Genomic DNA, 15,611 nt, shown 5'->3' with positions numbered 1-15,611 from the left:
AACAATCCGTTGTTCACCTCTGGCGCAACAGCTGCCCAATCTGTGGTGGAGAAGGCAGCAACCCAAGGCTTCCGAGCCTTGAAAGCGCGGTTGAAGTAGACGTTTTTGCATGTGGTGTGCGCGCCTACCTAAACCGCGACCCGGCGACACTGTGGTGGTGTGTGCTGGGAGGAACTGGGCGGCCTTTGGGTCGCCTTTTTTCTTCCTACGCCGCTTTCTTTGGCAGCGTCATATCGATTACACCGAAATGTTCTAGAACCTCAATCAGCGAAACGCAGCCTTCACTCTCTCGTGCCAGAGATTTGATCAAAGAAACGCTTGGATCTTTACTCGCATACTTGACATGTAAACGCAGATAACTCACAGCGATTTGACAGCGCTCTGCATATGCAGCAAGCGCCTCGGAATCCAGGCTGCTGATGTAGTCACGTAGCTTCATAGGGTCACCTCCCAAACGAAATTAACCCATAAGGTTATTTTTTTCAACACCACGGAGGACATTCACCTAGAAGGTTAACCAAGCCAGAATCTGCAAATGAAGATTTCCGATACCCGCCTACAAAATTTCCGTAGAGTCATGGCAGAGAAGAAGCTCCGCCTGATTGATATTGCCGACCTCTTAGGCAAAGCCCCTGCTCAGGTAAGCGCTTTTGGAGGTAAAAATCCAACCAAAGGAATCGGTAACCAGATTGCTCGTGAGTTAGAAACGGCCTTAGGCCTGCACAGCGGTTATCTAGACATGCCCTATGGTATGGGCGAGTTCAGTAGCACAACTCTCTTGAGCCATATAGGACGCAAGCTGCCAGTAATAGGCTCGATCTCTGCGGGAGCGTGGTGCCAAGCAGACGTCACTTTTGACCCGAAAGAAGCGGAGGAGTGGATTGACGCTCCTGGCCCTGTCGGTCCCCAAGCTTTTGTCTTACGAGTTGAAGGAGTCAGCATGGAGCCAAGATTCCAAGAGGGAGACAAAATCGTAATAGATCCATCTCTTGAAGCGACTCCTGGAAATTATGTTGTTGCAAAAAGAACAAGAGATGAGGCTGTTACGTTAAGGCAACTGAGACAAGAAGGAAGTGAGCAATACTTATATGCACTGAATCCGGACTGGCCAGAACGCATCATCAAAGTTACAGCCGACTGGAGAATTTGCGGTCGTGCCCGATGGAAAATATCTGACCTCTAAATCAACTCCTGTTTACTAGAGCGAAAACATGGAAGTAGAAAACTTTGATTTTTTTAGTGACACTAAATCCTTCGAACTTGACAAGAACAAACCTTTAACACTGATACTTGGCCGAGTTGGCGGCGAAGGCGTTTTCAACACAATAACAGCTGCTAACCGGCAGTACAAACAAAAACACTTGGCCTCCAGCGCGGAAAACTGGGAAACCATTCTTCACTACTTTAATTCATTCCAAATAAGCTCCGTACTGATCAAGTTAACCCCTGACGTCCTTTGGCTATTTTTAGACGAAAACTATAAATCTGTAAAAGAAAAACTCTTCAAAAGCATATCCCAAGTCCCTCACATGGTCTTTATCTACGACCAAATAATGAAGGATCAACGCGAGCTTGGCATAAATGAATACAGAGCACATCCATCCCCAGATAATATAGTCAAAATCTTAAACTGGCTTACTGAATTAGGCATAGATATAACCCCCTACAATCGTGGAGCGGAGGTTAGCGTCCTTGCAGAAGCCTTTATTGCAAATACAGAAAAAAACTTAATCTTCAGACTATACATTCCCAATGGAAGAATGTGGTCTAGCGAAACAGATAGGGTACTTCAGCTCTTCAGAGACTACCTCGGAAGAGTAATCAAAGTGCCAACTAGATTAGACCAACGCCGTACCGACCAAGGTGTAATTTATGAATTCCATGGCGAAACCCCCGATAATGGAGGCTCTCTAAAGAGTGATTTTGATTCATTCTCAAAACTAATGAATTTATGCCTCACAGATACTTCTGCGGCAGAAACTATACTCGAGGCGAATGGCATTGACCACCGAACAACTATAGAAATACTTACAAAGTATTCGAAAGAGGCAGCCCGACTACAAACCGATCTCAAACACGAGCGTGAGAGGAAAACACTAGTAGTTCGTCAGAGGCTAGAGTCTGAGCTTCTTGAGATCATCAAAAACCCAGCCGACTGGAAAATAGTTGACTCAATCATCGACACCTCAATTCCATTTATTTCAAAAAACCAACAATTTATATCTTTAAGCTCTACTCTTCAGCCAAGCATACAAACTGAGTCATCAAAAGACATAACGATAAACTTCAAACCTCAAATAATTCAAACCATTAATAGCATAGTCTCTCAAGAGATCAATGGAGATCAACACCTGACTCCTGAAGATAAAAAAATCATAGAGCTGATTAAACTATTCGGTGCTGAACGAGCAAGTGACCTGACATCATCGGTACACGAACTGGCAGATGCCAGTGTCCCCCAAGCGGAACGTCTAGGTGCAAAGCAGAAAATCGTCGGATTCCTTCTGGAGATCGGCCGTCGGGGTACCGATATCGCTGTAGGTGTGCTGCAAACATACATAGAGAAGAAAATGGGCCTTTGAATTCCCAACAAAGAAACCTTAAAGATTATTTTTCATTGACAAATTAACCTATGAGGTTATTTTCTAGCTTCCTCTTCACCACAGAGCGAAGCTTTCAATGCACACCACCGCCACTCTGCACGTCCACCCGGCATGTGCCAGAAACCCAAAACTGATCGAGCAGCTGCAATCCAACACCGGCTGCCTGGTTATTCTTCACGACAGAAAACTTAAGCTTGTGGCAAAAAAACGCGGGCCCTCCCCATTCGATCCGAACGGCGGAGGCGACGCGGCATGAGCAAGTTCAGAGTCGACAACCGCACGCTGCAACTGCTCAAGGCCCAGGTCAACCTGAGCGAAACCTTCCACCACACCCTGCGCGATTCACCACAGCGCACGGCGTTGAAGCTTCGGCTGAAGGTTGATCACAACCCGGCAGACACCACTTTTGTTGTCGAGGTCGGCAGCGAACGCCACACGCTGACCCTGGCCAACGACAAGAAAGCCCACCTGAAGCTGGCTGACTTCATCGAAGAAATCGCCAACGGCGCAATCGATCCTAACGCCGAGCTGGCTCCACCACGACACGCCGAGCGCGTGTTCGGAGCCTTCAGCGCCCAACAGCGCGAGCAGGTGTTTGGTGTGGTGTGTCTGGGCGGTTTCCTCGATCTGGATCTCGGGTTTGAACTGCCGATTCGTCTGGCCGTTCACCGTACCCGAACGCGCAAGGGCGTCACCGTTATCCTGAGCATCGGCGTCAAAAGCCCAAGGACCAAGTGCTTCACCGTTTCGGGCAGCGACGTGCAGATGTACCAGGACGTCTGTGAATCCATCCTTCACTTGGCAGCGCTGGCGACTCCCGCCGCGCACGCTGCTTAGGAGGCCACCATGGATCGCAACCTCAAGGAAACGGCCCGGTACTTCGGCATCACACGACCGCAGCTGATCGGCCTGATGCAAGAGAAAGGCTTGCTCAACGCCGAGCGACTGCCGGCCTATCCAACGCGCGACCGTGAGTACCTGGGAACCAAGGAAGGCAAATGGTTCCACCCGGAGCTGGGCCTGCAGTACAGCCAGTCAACGCGGATTCGACAGGCCGGCATTCCCTGGCTCGCCGAGCAACTGGGCCTCGCCCTGCCCGCTATCCCGGCAGATCGCCGTGACGTGGCCTAGGGAGTACGCCCGCCAGATCATCGCCTTACGGACCAAAGAGGAGCGCAACGCTGCGCTCCTTGAGGTACCCGAGCATCTGCGCGAGCTGACCAAAGCCCACTGCCTGATCACCTGGAACCACCCGAAACGCCGCCAGCGCATGGAGAGCCAGCAAGCCAATGAGTAACGCCAACCAGCCCCCGCTGCGCCTGATGCCAGCACCGGAAACCGCCACCGTCGAACTGCTGTATCGCACCTTCGGCGACGTACTGATCCCGCTGGAAAAGATCCGCGTGCAGTACTTCCGCAACCTCAACGAACAGTCGTTCGCCGCCGAGATCAGCAGTGGCCGCATTCAACTGCCCGTCACCACCCTGGACAGCAGCCGCAAGGCCCCGAAGTACGCACACATCCGCCACGTTGCCGCACTAATCGACATCCGCGCCTACCGGGCGGATGAAGAACACGCCAAGCAACAAAGCGACGCCGCCGAGCACGACCAATAACCCAAAGGCTGCCACCACCAGCCAAACCCACCGGAGCACACCACATGACCCACATACAGATCATTGCCCTGATCGGCCTGATACTCACCGTCGCCCTGCTCTACTGGGCCGGCTACCTGATTGGCCGAAGCAATGGCCGAGAGGCCGGGATCAAGGAAGGCAAAGCTGTTGCAGAGGCAGACAACGCAAGAGCCCTGCGTGAGCTGAAAACCGCCCTCAAGTTTGTTCGAGCCGACAACCAAAGGCTAACGGAACTCCACGAACGCCTGCAGGACAGCCAAACCCTCAAACCAGCACATCGGCAGACCTTGCTGGCCATCGCGGATCTGCTGCGCATTGCCGCCGAGACATTCAGCGCCTTCAAGACCGGGAAAAAACTCGAAAGAGACTCACGCTCGCTGCGTGATCAAGCCCTGGCCATGGCCGCCCTAGTGAAGCCAGCAGAAAAGGAGGAAGCGGCATGAGCCATCAGATGGATGGACCAGCTCGCTATCAGAAACCGGAGGAAAGCGGCATGCCGCACGCTCAGCCCACCGTCCGAACCATGACCGCTTTGCTCCGCAACGCCGCCAGCGTCGACACGCAGAAAACAAAGAGTCTCTGCTGTGCATCAGCAGGCACTATTCAAGTCTTCGCGGTGCGTATGGAAAAAAGTTCACTGACTAACAAACTGCCGCTTTCCACTCAGATAGTCGATTGCAAGGGCGACATTCTGACGACAGAAGATGAGTCGATTGACCATCGGCAACGCATCCTCACTCGCAAGGTCCCATCCAGGCAGCATCTCACAGGCTGCTTTGGCTGCCGAAATCGCATTCATCAAATGATTGAGATGAATCAGATGGTACCTCGTAGCCATATGAGCACTACTAATGTTTGTCAGCAAAGTATCCAACCCGCTCCAGCTGGCTATATGGCCATGCCTAGCATACTGATGCGCGCTCTTTACCGCTGCTTCACACATTCTCTCGCTAGGCACTGGCGGTTTAACGTGCGGAACTCGAAAGCGAATCCTGAAAATCTCGGCAGCCAGTTCTTCATCAGGTTGGATGTTTCCAAGCAGCGAGTTAATGAGTGTATCCAACTCGTTCCCAATCAGTGTCGCGACAGTCTTAAGCAAAGTATCGGTTTGAGACTGGCTCTCCCCAGCATTTTTCTTAGAGTGAAAAACAGGAAAAGCAGCAGCACCAATAATAGCCAGAATAGACCCAGCAGCTTGCGCCCAGTCGGCAGCCTTCTCCTTAGCACCAAAAGCATCCAACACAACAAACAGTGCCCATCCCAGCGCTCCTATAGCCAGAAATGCCCAGACACCCCATACGCTGGCGACCTTCATTTCTGGAGACATGCTGAATTTCTTCATGCGTCATGGCTCCCAGCCATCAAAAAGCGCTCAGCATGCCCATTCCAAAGCCTCCCGTCTATGAAGGAGGCCGCGTGAATGAGCTGGCTCTTTTCGCAGGCGCTGGTGGCGGAATACTCGGCGGCCACCTCCTCGGATGGCGCACCATCTGCGCCGTTGAGCGTGATGCCTACGCCGCACAGGTTCTGGCGCAACGACAAAACGATGGAGCCCTCCCAACTTTCCCTATTTGGTCTGACGTGTGCAGTTTTGACGGAAGACCATGGAGAGGCCTTGTTGATGTGGTTTCGGGGGGATTCCCCTGCACCAACATATCCATCTGCGGGGACGCCTCCGGCCTGGACGGTGAAGCAAGCGGATTGTGGGTGGAGCAGCGCCGAATCATCGATGAAGTACGACCCCGCCTCGCGTACATGGAGAACTCGCCAATGCTCACTTCTAGGGGGCTTGGACGCATTCTCGGGGACCTGGCCGAACTGGGGTTCGATGCACGATGGGGAGTGTTCAGCGCATACGACGCCGGCCTGGATCACAGAAGGGACCGTATCTGGATTGTGGCCGACGCCAACGGCTTCGGACGGGAAAGGCAGCGTTCTACCAGAGACCGCCAGGAAGCGAGCCGAAAAGTCCTCGCGAGGTGTACGCCTGCCCGAACACTTAACCCTTCTGGGCTTGCTGCCTGGAGGTCGTCACAACCCCGAGTTCAGCGAGTGGTTGATGGGCTGGCCACTGCAATGGACAGACATCGCGCCATTGGAAATGGCCAAGTTCCGCGAGTGGCAGCAACAGCATTTTATGCACTTTCCAAGTGAGGTGGCCGCATGACCACTAACAACGCCCTAAATACAGTTAACGCACTGCAGAGTGAAACACTTGACCAGGACGAACTGCACACCATTACCGGGTATCAGCTCCCATCCAAACAGATTCAATGGCTGACCAACAACCATTGGGAGTTTGTTCTGACCGGTGCCCGGCGACCCATCGTTGGCCGGGTCTACGCCAGGATGAAGTTAGCCGGCGTTAAACCCTCTGCAGCTAGTGCCGTGACTGAAGCCTGGTCACTCAACCTTGCGAATGTGAGCTAACCCGTGCGCAAGAGAACCACAGCCAACCGCGACCTGCCGCCGCGCATGGTGCGCCGTATCAGAAAGGGCAAGAATGGCCAGATCTGGACGGCGTATTACTACGACGGCAGGGACGCCGCCGGCAAACGCAAGGAGATCCCGCTGGGCACAGACCTCGATCAGGCCAAGGTGGAATGGGCCAGGCTGGAGCGCAGAGCGCCACCCAAGCCCAACCACCTGATGAGCTACGTATTCGATCGGTACGAAAAGGAGATCATCCCCGGCAAGTCGATCCGCACCCAGTCGGACAACCGCAAAGAACTCAAGCAGCTCAGGAGAGCCTTTGAAAACGCACCTATCGAATCGATCACCCCCCAGGTGATCGCCCAATACCGCGATGCCAGAACCGCCAAGGTCCGGGCCAATCGAGAAATCGCCCTGCTCTCTCACGCGTTCACCATTGCCCGAGAATGGGGCCTGACCGACAAAGCCAACCCGTGCTTCGGCGTTCGCCGCAACAAGGAAAAGCCCAGGGACTACTACGCCGGCGAGACCGTATGGAATGCGGTGTACGCCGAGGCAGCGCAAGAACTCAAGGATGCGATGGACCTGGCCTACCTAACCGGCCAACGCCCCGCAGACGTGCTCAAGATCGCCGCCACCGATCTGAACAACGGATTCTTACTGATAGGCCAGGGCAAAACAGAAAAGCGCCTACGCCTGCGCCTGGAGGAAGAAGGCGTCCAGTCTGGCTTGAGTGCTTTTATCGAGGATCTCCAGGAACGCAGGGGCATCAACGGCATCAGGACGTCGACGCTGATCACCAACGCGTCGGGGCTACGAATGAGCCAGCAGATGCTGCGCAACCGCTGGGATGATGCTCGGGAGAAGGCTGCCATCAAGGCTGCAGCCGATGGTAACCCGACATTGGCGGTCAGCATTCGGCAATTTCAGTTCAAGGACATTCGGCCAAAGGCGGCTAGCGAGATTGAACTGACACATGCGAGCCGGTTGCTTGGGCATTCAACCGAGGAGATGACCAAAAAGGTCTATCGGCGGGTTGGTGAGATTGTCAAACCTACAAAATAACCACATGCCACCAAGATCATGGTTGGCAGCATTCGGCCAGAAGCGGACACGTGCTATTTCTGGAATGGTACAGAGCCTGGCACTGAATGCGGACTACGACTTCAAGATGCCGGCACCGAAGACGCTTGAATTCGTTCTGACGAACAACGGCATCGTGGCTATTGAGCCTTTTGCAGTTTTGCTCCACCCCGCGTAATGGCATGATGGGACATAGCCACATACCAAGGAGTAGCTATGGCTCGGAAGTCACCCACATCCCCGGTTGTTCAACCAAAGGTTCACTTGACAGCAGATCAGCTGCAGAAAGGAATTGACCGGTTTGAGCAAAGAATCGCGGATCTTGATGTATTTGATCTCAGCACATTGAAGAGTGGAACATCTCCCGAACTCCAAGCACTAGAGCGCAGTATTGAAGATACGTTGGAGCGCTATTTCGGAGCAAACACTACCGCAGCCAATCGTTATAAAGCGGCGCAGGAGCTGCATTACCATCAGACAGTTTGGGTACCTGGAATGCCAGAGCCTAACTACAAAGCACACACGAAAACAAATATAGAAGCGGCGAAAGCGCTGCTAGGCCAAGCGATCAATGCCTTAAAAGCGGATCTTGAAGACCTTGAACCTAACCTTCTTGCGCCGACAATGAAAGCTAGTTCATCAGCGGGCTCCTCTCGAGTTTTTCTCGTCCATGGGCATGATGAAGCTGTCCGTGAAACCGTTGCACGCTTCCTAGAGAAGCTCGGCCTTCAGGTGATCATCCTCCACGAGCAGGCCAATAGTGGGCGCACGATCATTGAGAAAATCGAGCACAATTCTGATGTGGGAATGGCCGTGGTGCTGCTAACGCCCGACGATGTTGGCGGCAAAGCGGGCGGCCAGGTGGAACCTCGCGTGAGGCAGAATGTGCTACTGGAGCTTGGTTACTTTATTGGTGCGCTGGGTCGTGACAAAGTCTGCGCGCTGAGATCTGGAAAAGTGGAAATACCTACCGACTTTGCTGGGGTAGTTTGGACAGAGATGTCCGGCGAGTGGAAAACCGCATTGGCACGCGAGCTGAAACAGGCGGGCTATGCAATCGACTGGAACAAGGTTATGGGCTGAACAATCTCAGCCTAAATCCGTGTTTCCTCATGACACTCCGTAAGATAAAGAGACTCCTCCGTGTCCATAGAATTCCTGGTTAACACATTCGACAGGGTAAGCTACCTACAAAACCTCTTGGTGGCCCGAGCTACCGGCAATGCTGCGGATCCGAATGAGTATTTCCATCTTCGACGTGAACTGCTGAATGATCCTGCAATGAGCGCAGCACTCCCAGCATTCGTGAGGCAACATGGCTCCCTTGATTCTTTTTGGACTTGGATAAAGGGGAAACACCAAACGTACGCTGAGCGGAGAACGTTCCTTTCAGAGCAGTTCACCCCGCTCTTAGACTCGTTGGAATTCCCTCCGCTCTCGCGTCCGACTTCCCCTCCCCAGTTCATACAGCCGAACGGTATTGGCTCCTCAACTGCAGCTCCATTTGTTACTCCGGCGCCAGTTGTCGCCAGGAACAAGCGGAAAGTATTCATCGTTCACGGAAGAGATGATCTCGCGAGAGTTGAGGTCAGTCGGTTTATCGAAAGCCTCGGTCTTGAAGCAATCATACTGCACGAGCAAGCCAACGCAGGCATGACGATCATCGAAAAAATAGAGCGATATACCAACGATGCAGATTTTGCACTTGTCCTCTATACGCCATGCGATCAAGGCCGTGGATATCATGAAGGAAACGCTCGTCCAAAGGACCGCGCTCGACAGAATGTTGTCTTTGAGCATGGCTACCTCATGGCCAAGCTTGGTAGAGAAAATGTCTGCGCTTTGGTGAAAGGCGATATTGAGACGCCGAATGACATTAGCGGAGTGGCCTACGTCCATCATGACCAACATGGCGCATGGAAGTTTAAAGTAGTTACGGAGCTTAGGGCCTGCGGCTATTCAATCAGCACATGGTGATTCAGCAACGGTGGACTAGCAGCTTCCCGCAGTTTTCAAGATCGCGGCTCAGCGCCCCCTCACACCTGCCCCCCTACACGGAAGGATCCGTTAAGCCGTCATATGTGCTTAACACGCCATGCGACACATGCCGTTTCTCCTTATCGGCCAGAAGCTGTCATTGCGTATTTACAAAAGCTGGGACGATTCACAAGCCAATGAACACACTCCGTGGAAAAAACATGGGGTAAGTGGAAATTGTTAGAAAAACTCGTCGTCATCATGGGCTGCGTCGAAGCCAGACAGGTCAATGTCGAATGCTCTATCGAGCCGCAAGAGCGTTCGATCATTAGGTTCCTCTCCAGCGTCAATACACCCCGTAGCATCAGCAAAAATAACGATTGCCTTGTCCCCAGTCTTTGAGCTTGGGTAGATGATGCCGTCAATTTGATGATCATCGTCGGTACGGTAAACGTGCCGAAAATACTCAGTCACGACTTGGGTCGGAACATAATCAGCGTGGGCACGATCGCTTCGCTCGATCGGTTTGGTGAAATCCTCAACGAAGTCTCGCATGAAGCTAAAGTATGGCCTGAGTGTTTGCAGTTTAGGATGGAAAAGGCTTGGTACAAAAAATGATTGGGACAGGTCAACGATCCGTAGATCTCTGATAGGTGAAAACTCACCGGCCGCTGCCTTCTTTAGGACTCCGCCAGCAGGATTGTAAGTTTCACGAATAGCCGTGTCTTGATCGAACGCACCGTAGAACATGGGGATGCCGACGGGGCTCATCCGGTTCGGCATATTTGCGTGCTCCACTGGTGGCGGCCCAAGCTCATGAGACCGGATGAGTTGGGTTTCAGGATCAACGATGCGGACGCGAAAGATCGGCTGACCCGCGGGTACTGTTCCCATCAGGTCGAGTTTTTTGGTCACGCTACCCAGCGTTTCAAGAATGTCGACCGGGTTCATCTCATCGTGCTGGTCAGCCGCATATGAAGTGTTTACAGCTTTGTAAAAGACGAATCGGGCGGTGTGAGTGATGAATTTAGAGAAGCTTTGCCAGCCGTAAACCAACGTCCGATCTATGGGTAGTGAATACGGGTCTCTCCTGCACCAAGCTACGTCGTGAATGGATCCTACGATCGTGCTGAGCACCTCTTCAGAGCACTCTGGGCCATAGTTATCGAGAAGATCCCAGGTGCCGTAAACCGAACCCTGCCATCCCCCTTCTCGGGTCTCGTAGGCTAGCCCCTCATTTGCAGCATCCCCCCACTCTAATGAGAGGCTGGTGACAATGTGCTCGATCACGTCATTCATGTCAGCAACGCGGCGGTTCTTGTCACAATAGCTGCATGTCCCTTTGGTCGAGTTTGCCCTGATGAAGCTTATAAGACCGTCGTCATCGACGCAGCGGGCGCAAACGTATGTGTCATCCATACGCGAGAAACCTCTCTCCATGTCCTCTTCCATCATTCTCTTGACACCGCCCATGCTTTTAAATCTCCTTATGTTTCTCTTGATTCCGTTACAGGTTTTCGTGGTGCGATAAATCAGCGATGTTTCTCATATGCTTGCCCTCGAGGTCCGTTTTGGGTCGATAGCGGAACTTCTGAGGGTCCGTTTTTGGCAGAAAGCTGCCGTTCCCAAGAACCTAGCTTGAATGCCACTATGACTATGAGTCAAAGCAGCTCATAGCAAAAAACGGCAAGCATATTAGCCAATCTCCACAATCAACTCGTACTCATTGCCTCCAACTCGATGCTAAAAGCAGGCAGATTGCGGAAGCGATTCAAAAAATTGCGGAAGCGATTGCCCAAATCCCAGGCAATAAAAAACCCCGTAGACGTTAATCTACGGGGTTTTCAAGGGTGGAGGCCGAGGTCGGAATCGAACCGGCGTAGGCGGATTTGCAATCCGCTGCATAACCATTTTGCTACTCGGCCCCAAATGCCCAATGCCTGAAACACAACACTGGACACGTACAAACTGGAACGGCTAACGAGATCAACTTCACCTCGTAACTCTTTGATTTCTAAAGAGTTTTTCCGTTTCCTCGCTGAGGAATGGTCGCAATTATGGACGTGTTTTCCATTCCTGGCAACTCCTATTCGAGATTTTTTCTGCCGGGCTGTTTCTACAGGTTTCCGGGCTGAACCAATCCGTCAGGCGAACAGCCTGGTGTTCGCCAACGAGGCGGGATGATTGCACAAACCCATCCAGATAGCTGCCCCCTTCTGTGTTTGCCCACCTACCCGATCGGGTTATGGCGTGGGCCGGGGCGCTCGCGGACAGTTACGCCAACGGCTCGCCCCGGGCTCCTTCCATCACGTTCAAGGCGGAATTGAAGTATGCGTACAGCTTTCCCTGCGATGTTTGGCGTGGTTCTGGCACTGACGGCGGCTTGGGCACAGGCCGGTGAGCCTGGAGACAAGACCCTGCGCCTGTACAACTGGTCGGACTATATCGGCGAGAACACCCTCGCCGGGTTCGAGAAGGCCACCGGGATCAAGGTGATCTACGACACCTTCGATTCCTATGAAACCGTCCAGGGCAAGCTGCTGCCGGGGCGCTCCGGCTACGACCTGGTGGTGCTCAACGCGGCCCTGGTGCCGCCCTTGATCAAGGCGCGGGTGTTCCAGCCGCTGAACAAGGCCTTGCTGCCCAGTTGGCAGAATCTCGACCCGCAGGTGCTCAAGAGCCTGGAAAGCTACGACCCGGGTGTGCAGTACTCGGCGCCCTATACCTGGGGCAGCAATGGCGTGACCTATAACGTCGACAAGGTCCGCGAGCGCATGCCGGACGCGCCCATCGGTTCTCTGGCCATGCTCTTCGATCCCAAGGTGGTGTCGCGCTTCGCCGATTGCGGGGTGACGCTGCAGGATTCGCCCACCGACATTCTGCCGCTGGTGCTGGCTTACCTGGGGCGCAATCCCAACAGCGCCGCCCCCGAGGATTTGAAAGCGGCGCAGGATGCCTTGATGGCGGTGCGCCCCTATATCCGCAAGTTCGACTCCACCAGCTACCTCAATGGCCTGGCCAATGGCGACCTGTGCGTCAGCGCCACCTGGTCCGGCGACTACGCCACGGCCCAGGCCAGGGCCAACGAGGCCGGGGCACCGGTCAAGCTCGACTATTTCATTCCCAGGGAAGGCTCGCTGATCTGGTTCGACGATTTCTACATCCCCGCCGACGCGCCGAACGTGGCCAGCGCCCATGCCTTTATCCAGTACCTGCTGCAACCTAAGGTAATGGCCGAGGTCAGCGACTACATCCGCTACGCCAACGCCAACCTCAAGTCCACGCCACTGTTGAGCGCCGAGGTGCGGGACAACCCGGCGATCTACCCCGATGCCCAGACCCGCGAGCGGCTGTTCACCCAGAAGATCCAGACGCCCGCCAGCACCCGGCTGATCACCCGTACCTGGAACATGGTGAAGATCGGCAAGTGAGCCCCCCCCGAACCCACAGACTTTCCACCCCATATTGCTACCTGAGGTGAAGCCCATGGCTATCCAACCCGACGCCTTCTTCCAGCAGTTCGACGATTCGAAACTGGTGGCCGCCGACAAGGCACACTACATGCACGGCTTCCATATGTTCGACGAACACCGCGAGCAGGGGTCGTTGAATATCGCTGCCGGCGACGGCGCCTACATCTATGACACCGCCGGCACCCGCTACCTGGATGCCGTAGGCGGCATGTGGTGCACCAACATCGGCCTGGGCCGCGAGGAAATGGCCGAAGCCATCGCCGACCAGGTGCGGCAACTGGCCTACTCCAACCCGTTCTGCGACATGGCCAATGTCAGCGCCATCGAGCTTTGCCAAAAGCTGGCAAGCCTGGCCCCAGGGGACCTGAACCACGTGTTCCTGACCACCGGCGGCTCCACCGCGGTGGACACCGCCTACCGCCTGGTGCAGTTCTATCAGAACAGTCGCGGCAAGCATGAGAAGAAGCACGTGATCTCGCGGCACAACGCGTACCACGGCTCCACCTTCCTGACCATGTCCATCGGTAACAAGGCCGCTGACCGCGCGCCTGAATTCGACTTCATGAGCGACCTGTTTCACCACATCTCCTGCCCCAACTACTACCGGGCGCCGGCCGGCATGAGTGAAGCGGACTTCCTCGAGTTCCTGGTAGCGGAATTCGAAGACAAGATCCTCACCCTGGGCCCGGACAAGGTGGCGGCGTTCTTCGCCGAACCCATCATGGGCTCCGGTGGGGTAATCATTCCTCCCGAGGGTTATCACCGGCGCATGTGGGAAATCTGCCAGCGCTACGACCTGCTGTATGTCGCCGACGAAGTGGTGACCTCCTTCGGCCGCCTGGGTGCTTTCTTCGCCTCCGAGGAAGTGTTCGGCATGCAGCCGGACATCATCACCACTGCCAAGGGCCTGACCTCGGGCTACCTGCCCCTGGGCGCGTGCATTTTCTCCGAGCGCATCTGGCAGGTCATCGGCGAGCCGGGCAAGGGTCGCTGCTTCACCCACGGTTTCACCTATAGCGGGCACCCGGTGAGTTGCGTCGCGGCGTTGAAGAACATCGAGATCATCGAGCGGGAAAACCTGCTGGCCCATGTCGAAGAGGTCGGCGTCTATATGGAGCAGCGCCTGCAGACCCTGGCCGAACTGCCCCTGGTGGGCAGCGTGCGCTGCAAGCGGCTGATGGCCTGCGTCGAATTCGTCGCCGACAAGCGCACCAAGGCGCTGCTGCCCGACGGGCTGAACATCGCCGAGCGCATCCATCTGCGGGCCCAGGCCAAAGGCTTGTTGGTGCGCCCCATCGGCCATCTCAATGTGATGTCGCCCCCCTTGATCATCACTCGCCAGCAGATCGACGAAATAGTCGCCACCTTGCGCGACTGCATCCTCGAAGCCGCCGCCGAACTGCGCCAGAACGGCCAGTACCTGGGCCAATGACCCCTAGCCGCTGGCAGCGCGAATATCGGCCCGGGGTCTTACCGGGCCTGCGCCCGACCGTTAGACTGCCGGGCATGAGCGCACCAGCAAACACTTCTACCGCCCCCCTCAGCCTCCCTGCCCTGCAGGCCTGGCACGCCTGCCTGGCCCAGGCCTTCGGCAGCGTGGACGATGGCACTTTCCTGCAGCACCTGGCGACGGCGCTGAACGCCCTGACGCCCATCGAATCGATGATGATCAGCCTGGAACGCAAGGGCCTGCCACCGCAATTGCTGCATGAACGGGGCATAGTCGGCGCCTACCGCGACGAGATCATCAACCGCTACTTTTCCCGCGGTTATCTGCTGGATCCGTTCTGCCTGGCGGTGGAAAACGGCCTGGCCGAAGGTTTCTATCACCTGTCGGAAATCGCCCCGGACGACTTCTTCAGCAGCGAGTACTACAAGACCTACTACCTCAAGACCGGGGGCGCGGAAGACAGTTACTACATCGTCGACCTCGATCCCCAGAGCAAGATTTCCCTGTGCATGTTCCAGGGCCTGAGCGGTGAGCGCTTCGCCAGCGAACCCCTGGCGCTGCTGCGGGCGGTGGAACCGCTGGTGCGCGAGCTGATCCGCCGTTTCGGCGGTAGCGGCCTGCAACCGCTGTTGCACCAGGCCAGTCAGGACGCGCTGCCCGCCCCGGCACCGGCCAACTTCAACCAGCAGATCGAAGCGGCGTTCATGAGCTTTGGCCAGCCACTGCTGACGGTTCGCGAGCGCGAAATTGCCCACCTGATCCTGCGGGGGCACTCGGTAAAATCCACGGCCAAGGTGCTGGAGATTTCCCCGGAAACCGTGCGCATGCACCGCAAGAACCTCTACACCAAGCTGACCATCAACTCCCAGGCCGAGCTGTTCGCGCTATTCATCGACTGGCTGACCCAGCCCGCACCCACCAGCCAAAGCCCCCTGTAGGAGCGAGCGTGCTCGCG

General features: G+C 55.1%; 18 protein-coding genes and 1 tRNA gene. 15 read left to right on the top strand and 4 right to left on the bottom strand.

The annotated features are described in order from the left end of the window. Nucleotides 1–205: 205 nt before the first annotated feature. The gene (locus F6S12_RS18355) at nt 206–439 is read right to left on the bottom strand and encodes a hypothetical protein (protein WP_080965446.1); all 234 of its coding nucleotides are present in this window, start codon (nt 437–439) and stop codon (nt 206–208) included. A gap of 96 nt (nt 440–535) precedes the next feature. On the opposite strand from F6S12_RS18355, the gene F6S12_RS18350 reads away from it, so the two are divergent. The 7 genes from F6S12_RS18350 to F6S12_RS18320 all read left to right on the top strand — a co-directional run bounded on the left by F6S12_RS18350 (nt 536) and on the right by F6S12_RS18320 (nt 4,683). Beyond that, the gene (locus tag F6S12_RS18350; RefSeq protein ID WP_047287321.1) at nt 536–1,183 is read left to right on the top strand and encodes a LexA family protein; all 648 of its coding nucleotides are present in this window, start codon (nt 536–538) and stop codon (nt 1,181–1,183) included. A gap of 28 nt (nt 1,184–1,211) precedes the next feature. Continuing rightward, nucleotides 1,212–2,582, top strand: a complete 1,371-nt coding sequence (locus tag F6S12_RS18345) for a hypothetical protein (protein ID WP_315869176.1) — start codon at nt 1,212–1,214, stop codon at nt 2,580–2,582. Between the two features lie 273 nt (nt 2,583–2,855). Continuing rightward, nucleotides 2,856–3,440 carry a hypothetical protein gene (locus F6S12_RS18340; protein ID WP_315869175.1) on the top strand — a complete coding sequence of 195 codons (585 nt, stop codon included), beginning with the start codon at nt 2,856–2,858 and terminating at the stop codon, nt 3,438–3,440. Nucleotides 3,441–3,449: 9 nt separating this feature from the next. Further along, a complete protein-coding gene (locus F6S12_RS18335; protein ID WP_258717742.1) occupies nt 3,450–3,734 on the top strand; it encodes a DNA-binding protein in 285 nt (94 codons plus the stop codon). Then, nucleotides 3,721–3,900, top strand: a complete 180-nt coding sequence (locus tag F6S12_RS18330; protein WP_016966897.1) for a hypothetical protein — start codon at nt 3,721–3,723, stop codon at nt 3,898–3,900. Before F6S12_RS18335 ends, F6S12_RS18330 begins: the two co-directional genes overlap by 14 nt. After that, a complete protein-coding gene (locus F6S12_RS18325; RefSeq protein ID WP_315869174.1) occupies nt 3,893–4,219 on the top strand; it encodes a pyocin activator PrtN family protein in 327 nt (108 codons plus the stop codon). Before F6S12_RS18330 ends, F6S12_RS18325 begins: the two co-directional genes overlap by 8 nt. A 44-nt stretch (nt 4,220–4,263) precedes the next feature. Continuing rightward, the gene (locus tag F6S12_RS18320; protein ID WP_258717745.1) at nt 4,264–4,683 is read left to right on the top strand and encodes a hypothetical protein; all 420 of its coding nucleotides are present in this window, start codon (nt 4,264–4,266) and stop codon (nt 4,681–4,683) included. 191 nt (nt 4,684–4,874) lie between these two features. Here the strand turns inward: F6S12_RS18320 and F6S12_RS18315 are convergent, their stop codons facing one another. Beyond that, nucleotides 4,875–5,582, bottom strand: a complete 708-nt coding sequence (locus F6S12_RS18315; protein ID WP_258717746.1) for a hypothetical protein — start codon at nt 5,580–5,582, stop codon at nt 4,875–4,877. Nucleotides 5,583–5,587: 5 nt separating this feature from the next. Between F6S12_RS18315 and F6S12_RS18310 the strand changes: the two genes are divergently transcribed. The 5 genes from F6S12_RS18310 to F6S12_RS18290 all read left to right on the top strand — a co-directional run bounded on the left by F6S12_RS18310 (nt 5,588) and on the right by F6S12_RS18290 (nt 9,733). After that, on the top strand, nt 5,588–6,394 hold the full coding sequence (locus F6S12_RS18310; RefSeq protein WP_315869173.1) for a DNA cytosine methyltransferase: 807 nt from the start codon (nt 5,588–5,590) through the stop codon (nt 6,392–6,394). A gap of 9 nt (nt 6,395–6,403) precedes the next feature. Continuing rightward, nucleotides 6,404–6,670 (top strand): DUF4224 domain-containing protein, encoded by a 267-nt coding sequence (locus F6S12_RS18305; RefSeq protein WP_210711716.1) that lies wholly within the window; start codon nt 6,404–6,406, stop codon nt 6,668–6,670. 3 nt (nt 6,671–6,673) lie between these two features. After that, the gene (locus F6S12_RS18300; protein WP_315869172.1) at nt 6,674–7,738 is read left to right on the top strand and encodes a tyrosine-type recombinase/integrase; all 1,065 of its coding nucleotides are present in this window, start codon (nt 6,674–6,676) and stop codon (nt 7,736–7,738) included. A gap of 234 nt (nt 7,739–7,972) precedes the next feature. After that, nucleotides 7,973–8,839 carry a nucleotide-binding protein gene (locus tag F6S12_RS18295; protein WP_315869171.1) on the top strand — a complete coding sequence of 289 codons (867 nt, stop codon included), beginning with the start codon at nt 7,973–7,975 and terminating at the stop codon, nt 8,837–8,839. Nucleotides 8,840–8,899: 60 nt separating this feature from the next. After that, nucleotides 8,900–9,733 carry a nucleotide-binding protein gene (locus tag F6S12_RS18290; RefSeq protein WP_315869170.1) on the top strand — a complete coding sequence of 278 codons (834 nt, stop codon included), beginning with the start codon at nt 8,900–8,902 and terminating at the stop codon, nt 9,731–9,733. A 240-nt stretch (nt 9,734–9,973) separates the two neighbouring features. Here F6S12_RS18290 and F6S12_RS18285 read toward each other — a convergent pair whose 3' ends face one another. After that, nucleotides 9,974–11,206 carry a HEPN-associated N-terminal domain-containing protein gene (locus F6S12_RS18285; RefSeq protein WP_315869169.1) on the bottom strand — a complete coding sequence of 411 codons (1,233 nt, stop codon included), beginning with the start codon at nt 11,204–11,206 and terminating at the stop codon, nt 9,974–9,976. Between the two features lie 378 nt (nt 11,207–11,584). Then, nucleotides 11,585–11,658 (bottom strand) — tRNA-Cys (locus tag F6S12_RS18280). A 405-nt stretch (nt 11,659–12,063) separates the two neighbouring features. Between F6S12_RS18280 and F6S12_RS18275 the strand changes: the two genes are divergently transcribed. From F6S12_RS18275 to F6S12_RS18265, 3 genes are all read left to right on the top strand, one after another. Beyond that, nucleotides 12,064–13,164 carry a polyamine ABC transporter substrate-binding protein gene (locus tag F6S12_RS18275; protein WP_011061746.1) on the top strand — a complete coding sequence of 367 codons (1,101 nt, stop codon included), beginning with the start codon at nt 12,064–12,066 and terminating at the stop codon, nt 13,162–13,164. Between the two features lie 55 nt (nt 13,165–13,219). Next, the gene (locus F6S12_RS18270; protein WP_011061747.1) at nt 13,220–14,638 is read left to right on the top strand and encodes an aminotransferase; all 1,419 of its coding nucleotides are present in this window, start codon (nt 13,220–13,222) and stop codon (nt 14,636–14,638) included. A 74-nt stretch (nt 14,639–14,712) separates the two neighbouring features. Further along, the gene (locus F6S12_RS18265; RefSeq protein ID WP_041752312.1) at nt 14,713–15,594 is read left to right on the top strand and encodes a helix-turn-helix transcriptional regulator; all 882 of its coding nucleotides are present in this window, start codon (nt 14,713–14,715) and stop codon (nt 15,592–15,594) included. Nucleotides 15,595–15,611: the final 17 nt, after the last annotated feature.

The sequence above is a fragment of the Pseudomonas sp. JV245A genome, from assembly GCF_032424515.1.
Lineage (GTDB): Bacteria > Pseudomonadota > Gammaproteobacteria > Pseudomonadales > Pseudomonadaceae > Aquipseudomonas > Aquipseudomonas protegens.
Note: the sequence above shows the minus strand (reverse complement) of the source record. Positions and strands in the feature narration are given on the sequence as shown.

Excerpts from the sequence above, each read along its gene's own strand:
- F6S12_RS18355 (WP_080965446.1), bottom strand. The coding sequence starts at position 439 with ATGAAGCTACGTGACTACATCAGCAGCCTGGATTCCGAGGCGCTTGCT.
- F6S12_RS18350 (WP_047287321.1), top strand. The coding sequence starts at position 536 with ATGAAGATTTCCGATACCCGCCTACAAAATTTCCGTAGAGTCATGGCA.
- F6S12_RS18345 (WP_315869176.1), top strand. The coding sequence starts at position 1,212 with ATGGAAGTAGAAAACTTTGATTTTTTTAGTGACACTAAATCCTTCGAA.
- F6S12_RS18340 (WP_315869175.1), top strand. The coding sequence starts at position 2,856 with ATGAGCAAGTTCAGAGTCGACAACCGCACGCTGCAACTGCTCAAGGCC.
- F6S12_RS18335 (WP_258717742.1), top strand. The coding sequence starts at position 3,450 with ATGGATCGCAACCTCAAGGAAACGGCCCGGTACTTCGGCATCACACGA.
- F6S12_RS18325 (WP_315869174.1), top strand. The coding sequence starts at position 3,893 with ATGAGTAACGCCAACCAGCCCCCGCTGCGCCTGATGCCAGCACCGGAA.
- F6S12_RS18320 (WP_258717745.1), top strand. The coding sequence starts at position 4,264 with ATGACCCACATACAGATCATTGCCCTGATCGGCCTGATACTCACCGTC.
- F6S12_RS18315 (WP_258717746.1), bottom strand. The coding sequence starts at position 5,582 with ATGAAGAAATTCAGCATGTCTCCAGAAATGAAGGTCGCCAGCGTATGG.
- F6S12_RS18310 (WP_315869173.1), top strand. The coding sequence starts at position 5,588 with ATGGCTCCCAGCCATCAAAAAGCGCTCAGCATGCCCATTCCAAAGCCT.
- F6S12_RS18305 (WP_210711716.1), top strand. The coding sequence starts at position 6,404 with ATGACCACTAACAACGCCCTAAATACAGTTAACGCACTGCAGAGTGAA.
- F6S12_RS18295 (WP_315869171.1), top strand. The coding sequence starts at position 7,973 with ATGGCTCGGAAGTCACCCACATCCCCGGTTGTTCAACCAAAGGTTCAC.
- F6S12_RS18285 (WP_315869169.1), bottom strand. The coding sequence starts at position 11,206 with ATGGGCGGTGTCAAGAGAATGATGGAAGAGGACATGGAGAGAGGTTTC.
- F6S12_RS18275 (WP_011061746.1), top strand. The coding sequence starts at position 12,064 with ATGCGTACAGCTTTCCCTGCGATGTTTGGCGTGGTTCTGGCACTGACG.
- F6S12_RS18270 (WP_011061747.1), top strand. The coding sequence starts at position 13,220 with ATGGCTATCCAACCCGACGCCTTCTTCCAGCAGTTCGACGATTCGAAA.
- F6S12_RS18265 (WP_041752312.1), top strand. The coding sequence starts at position 14,713 with ATGAGCGCACCAGCAAACACTTCTACCGCCCCCCTCAGCCTCCCTGCC.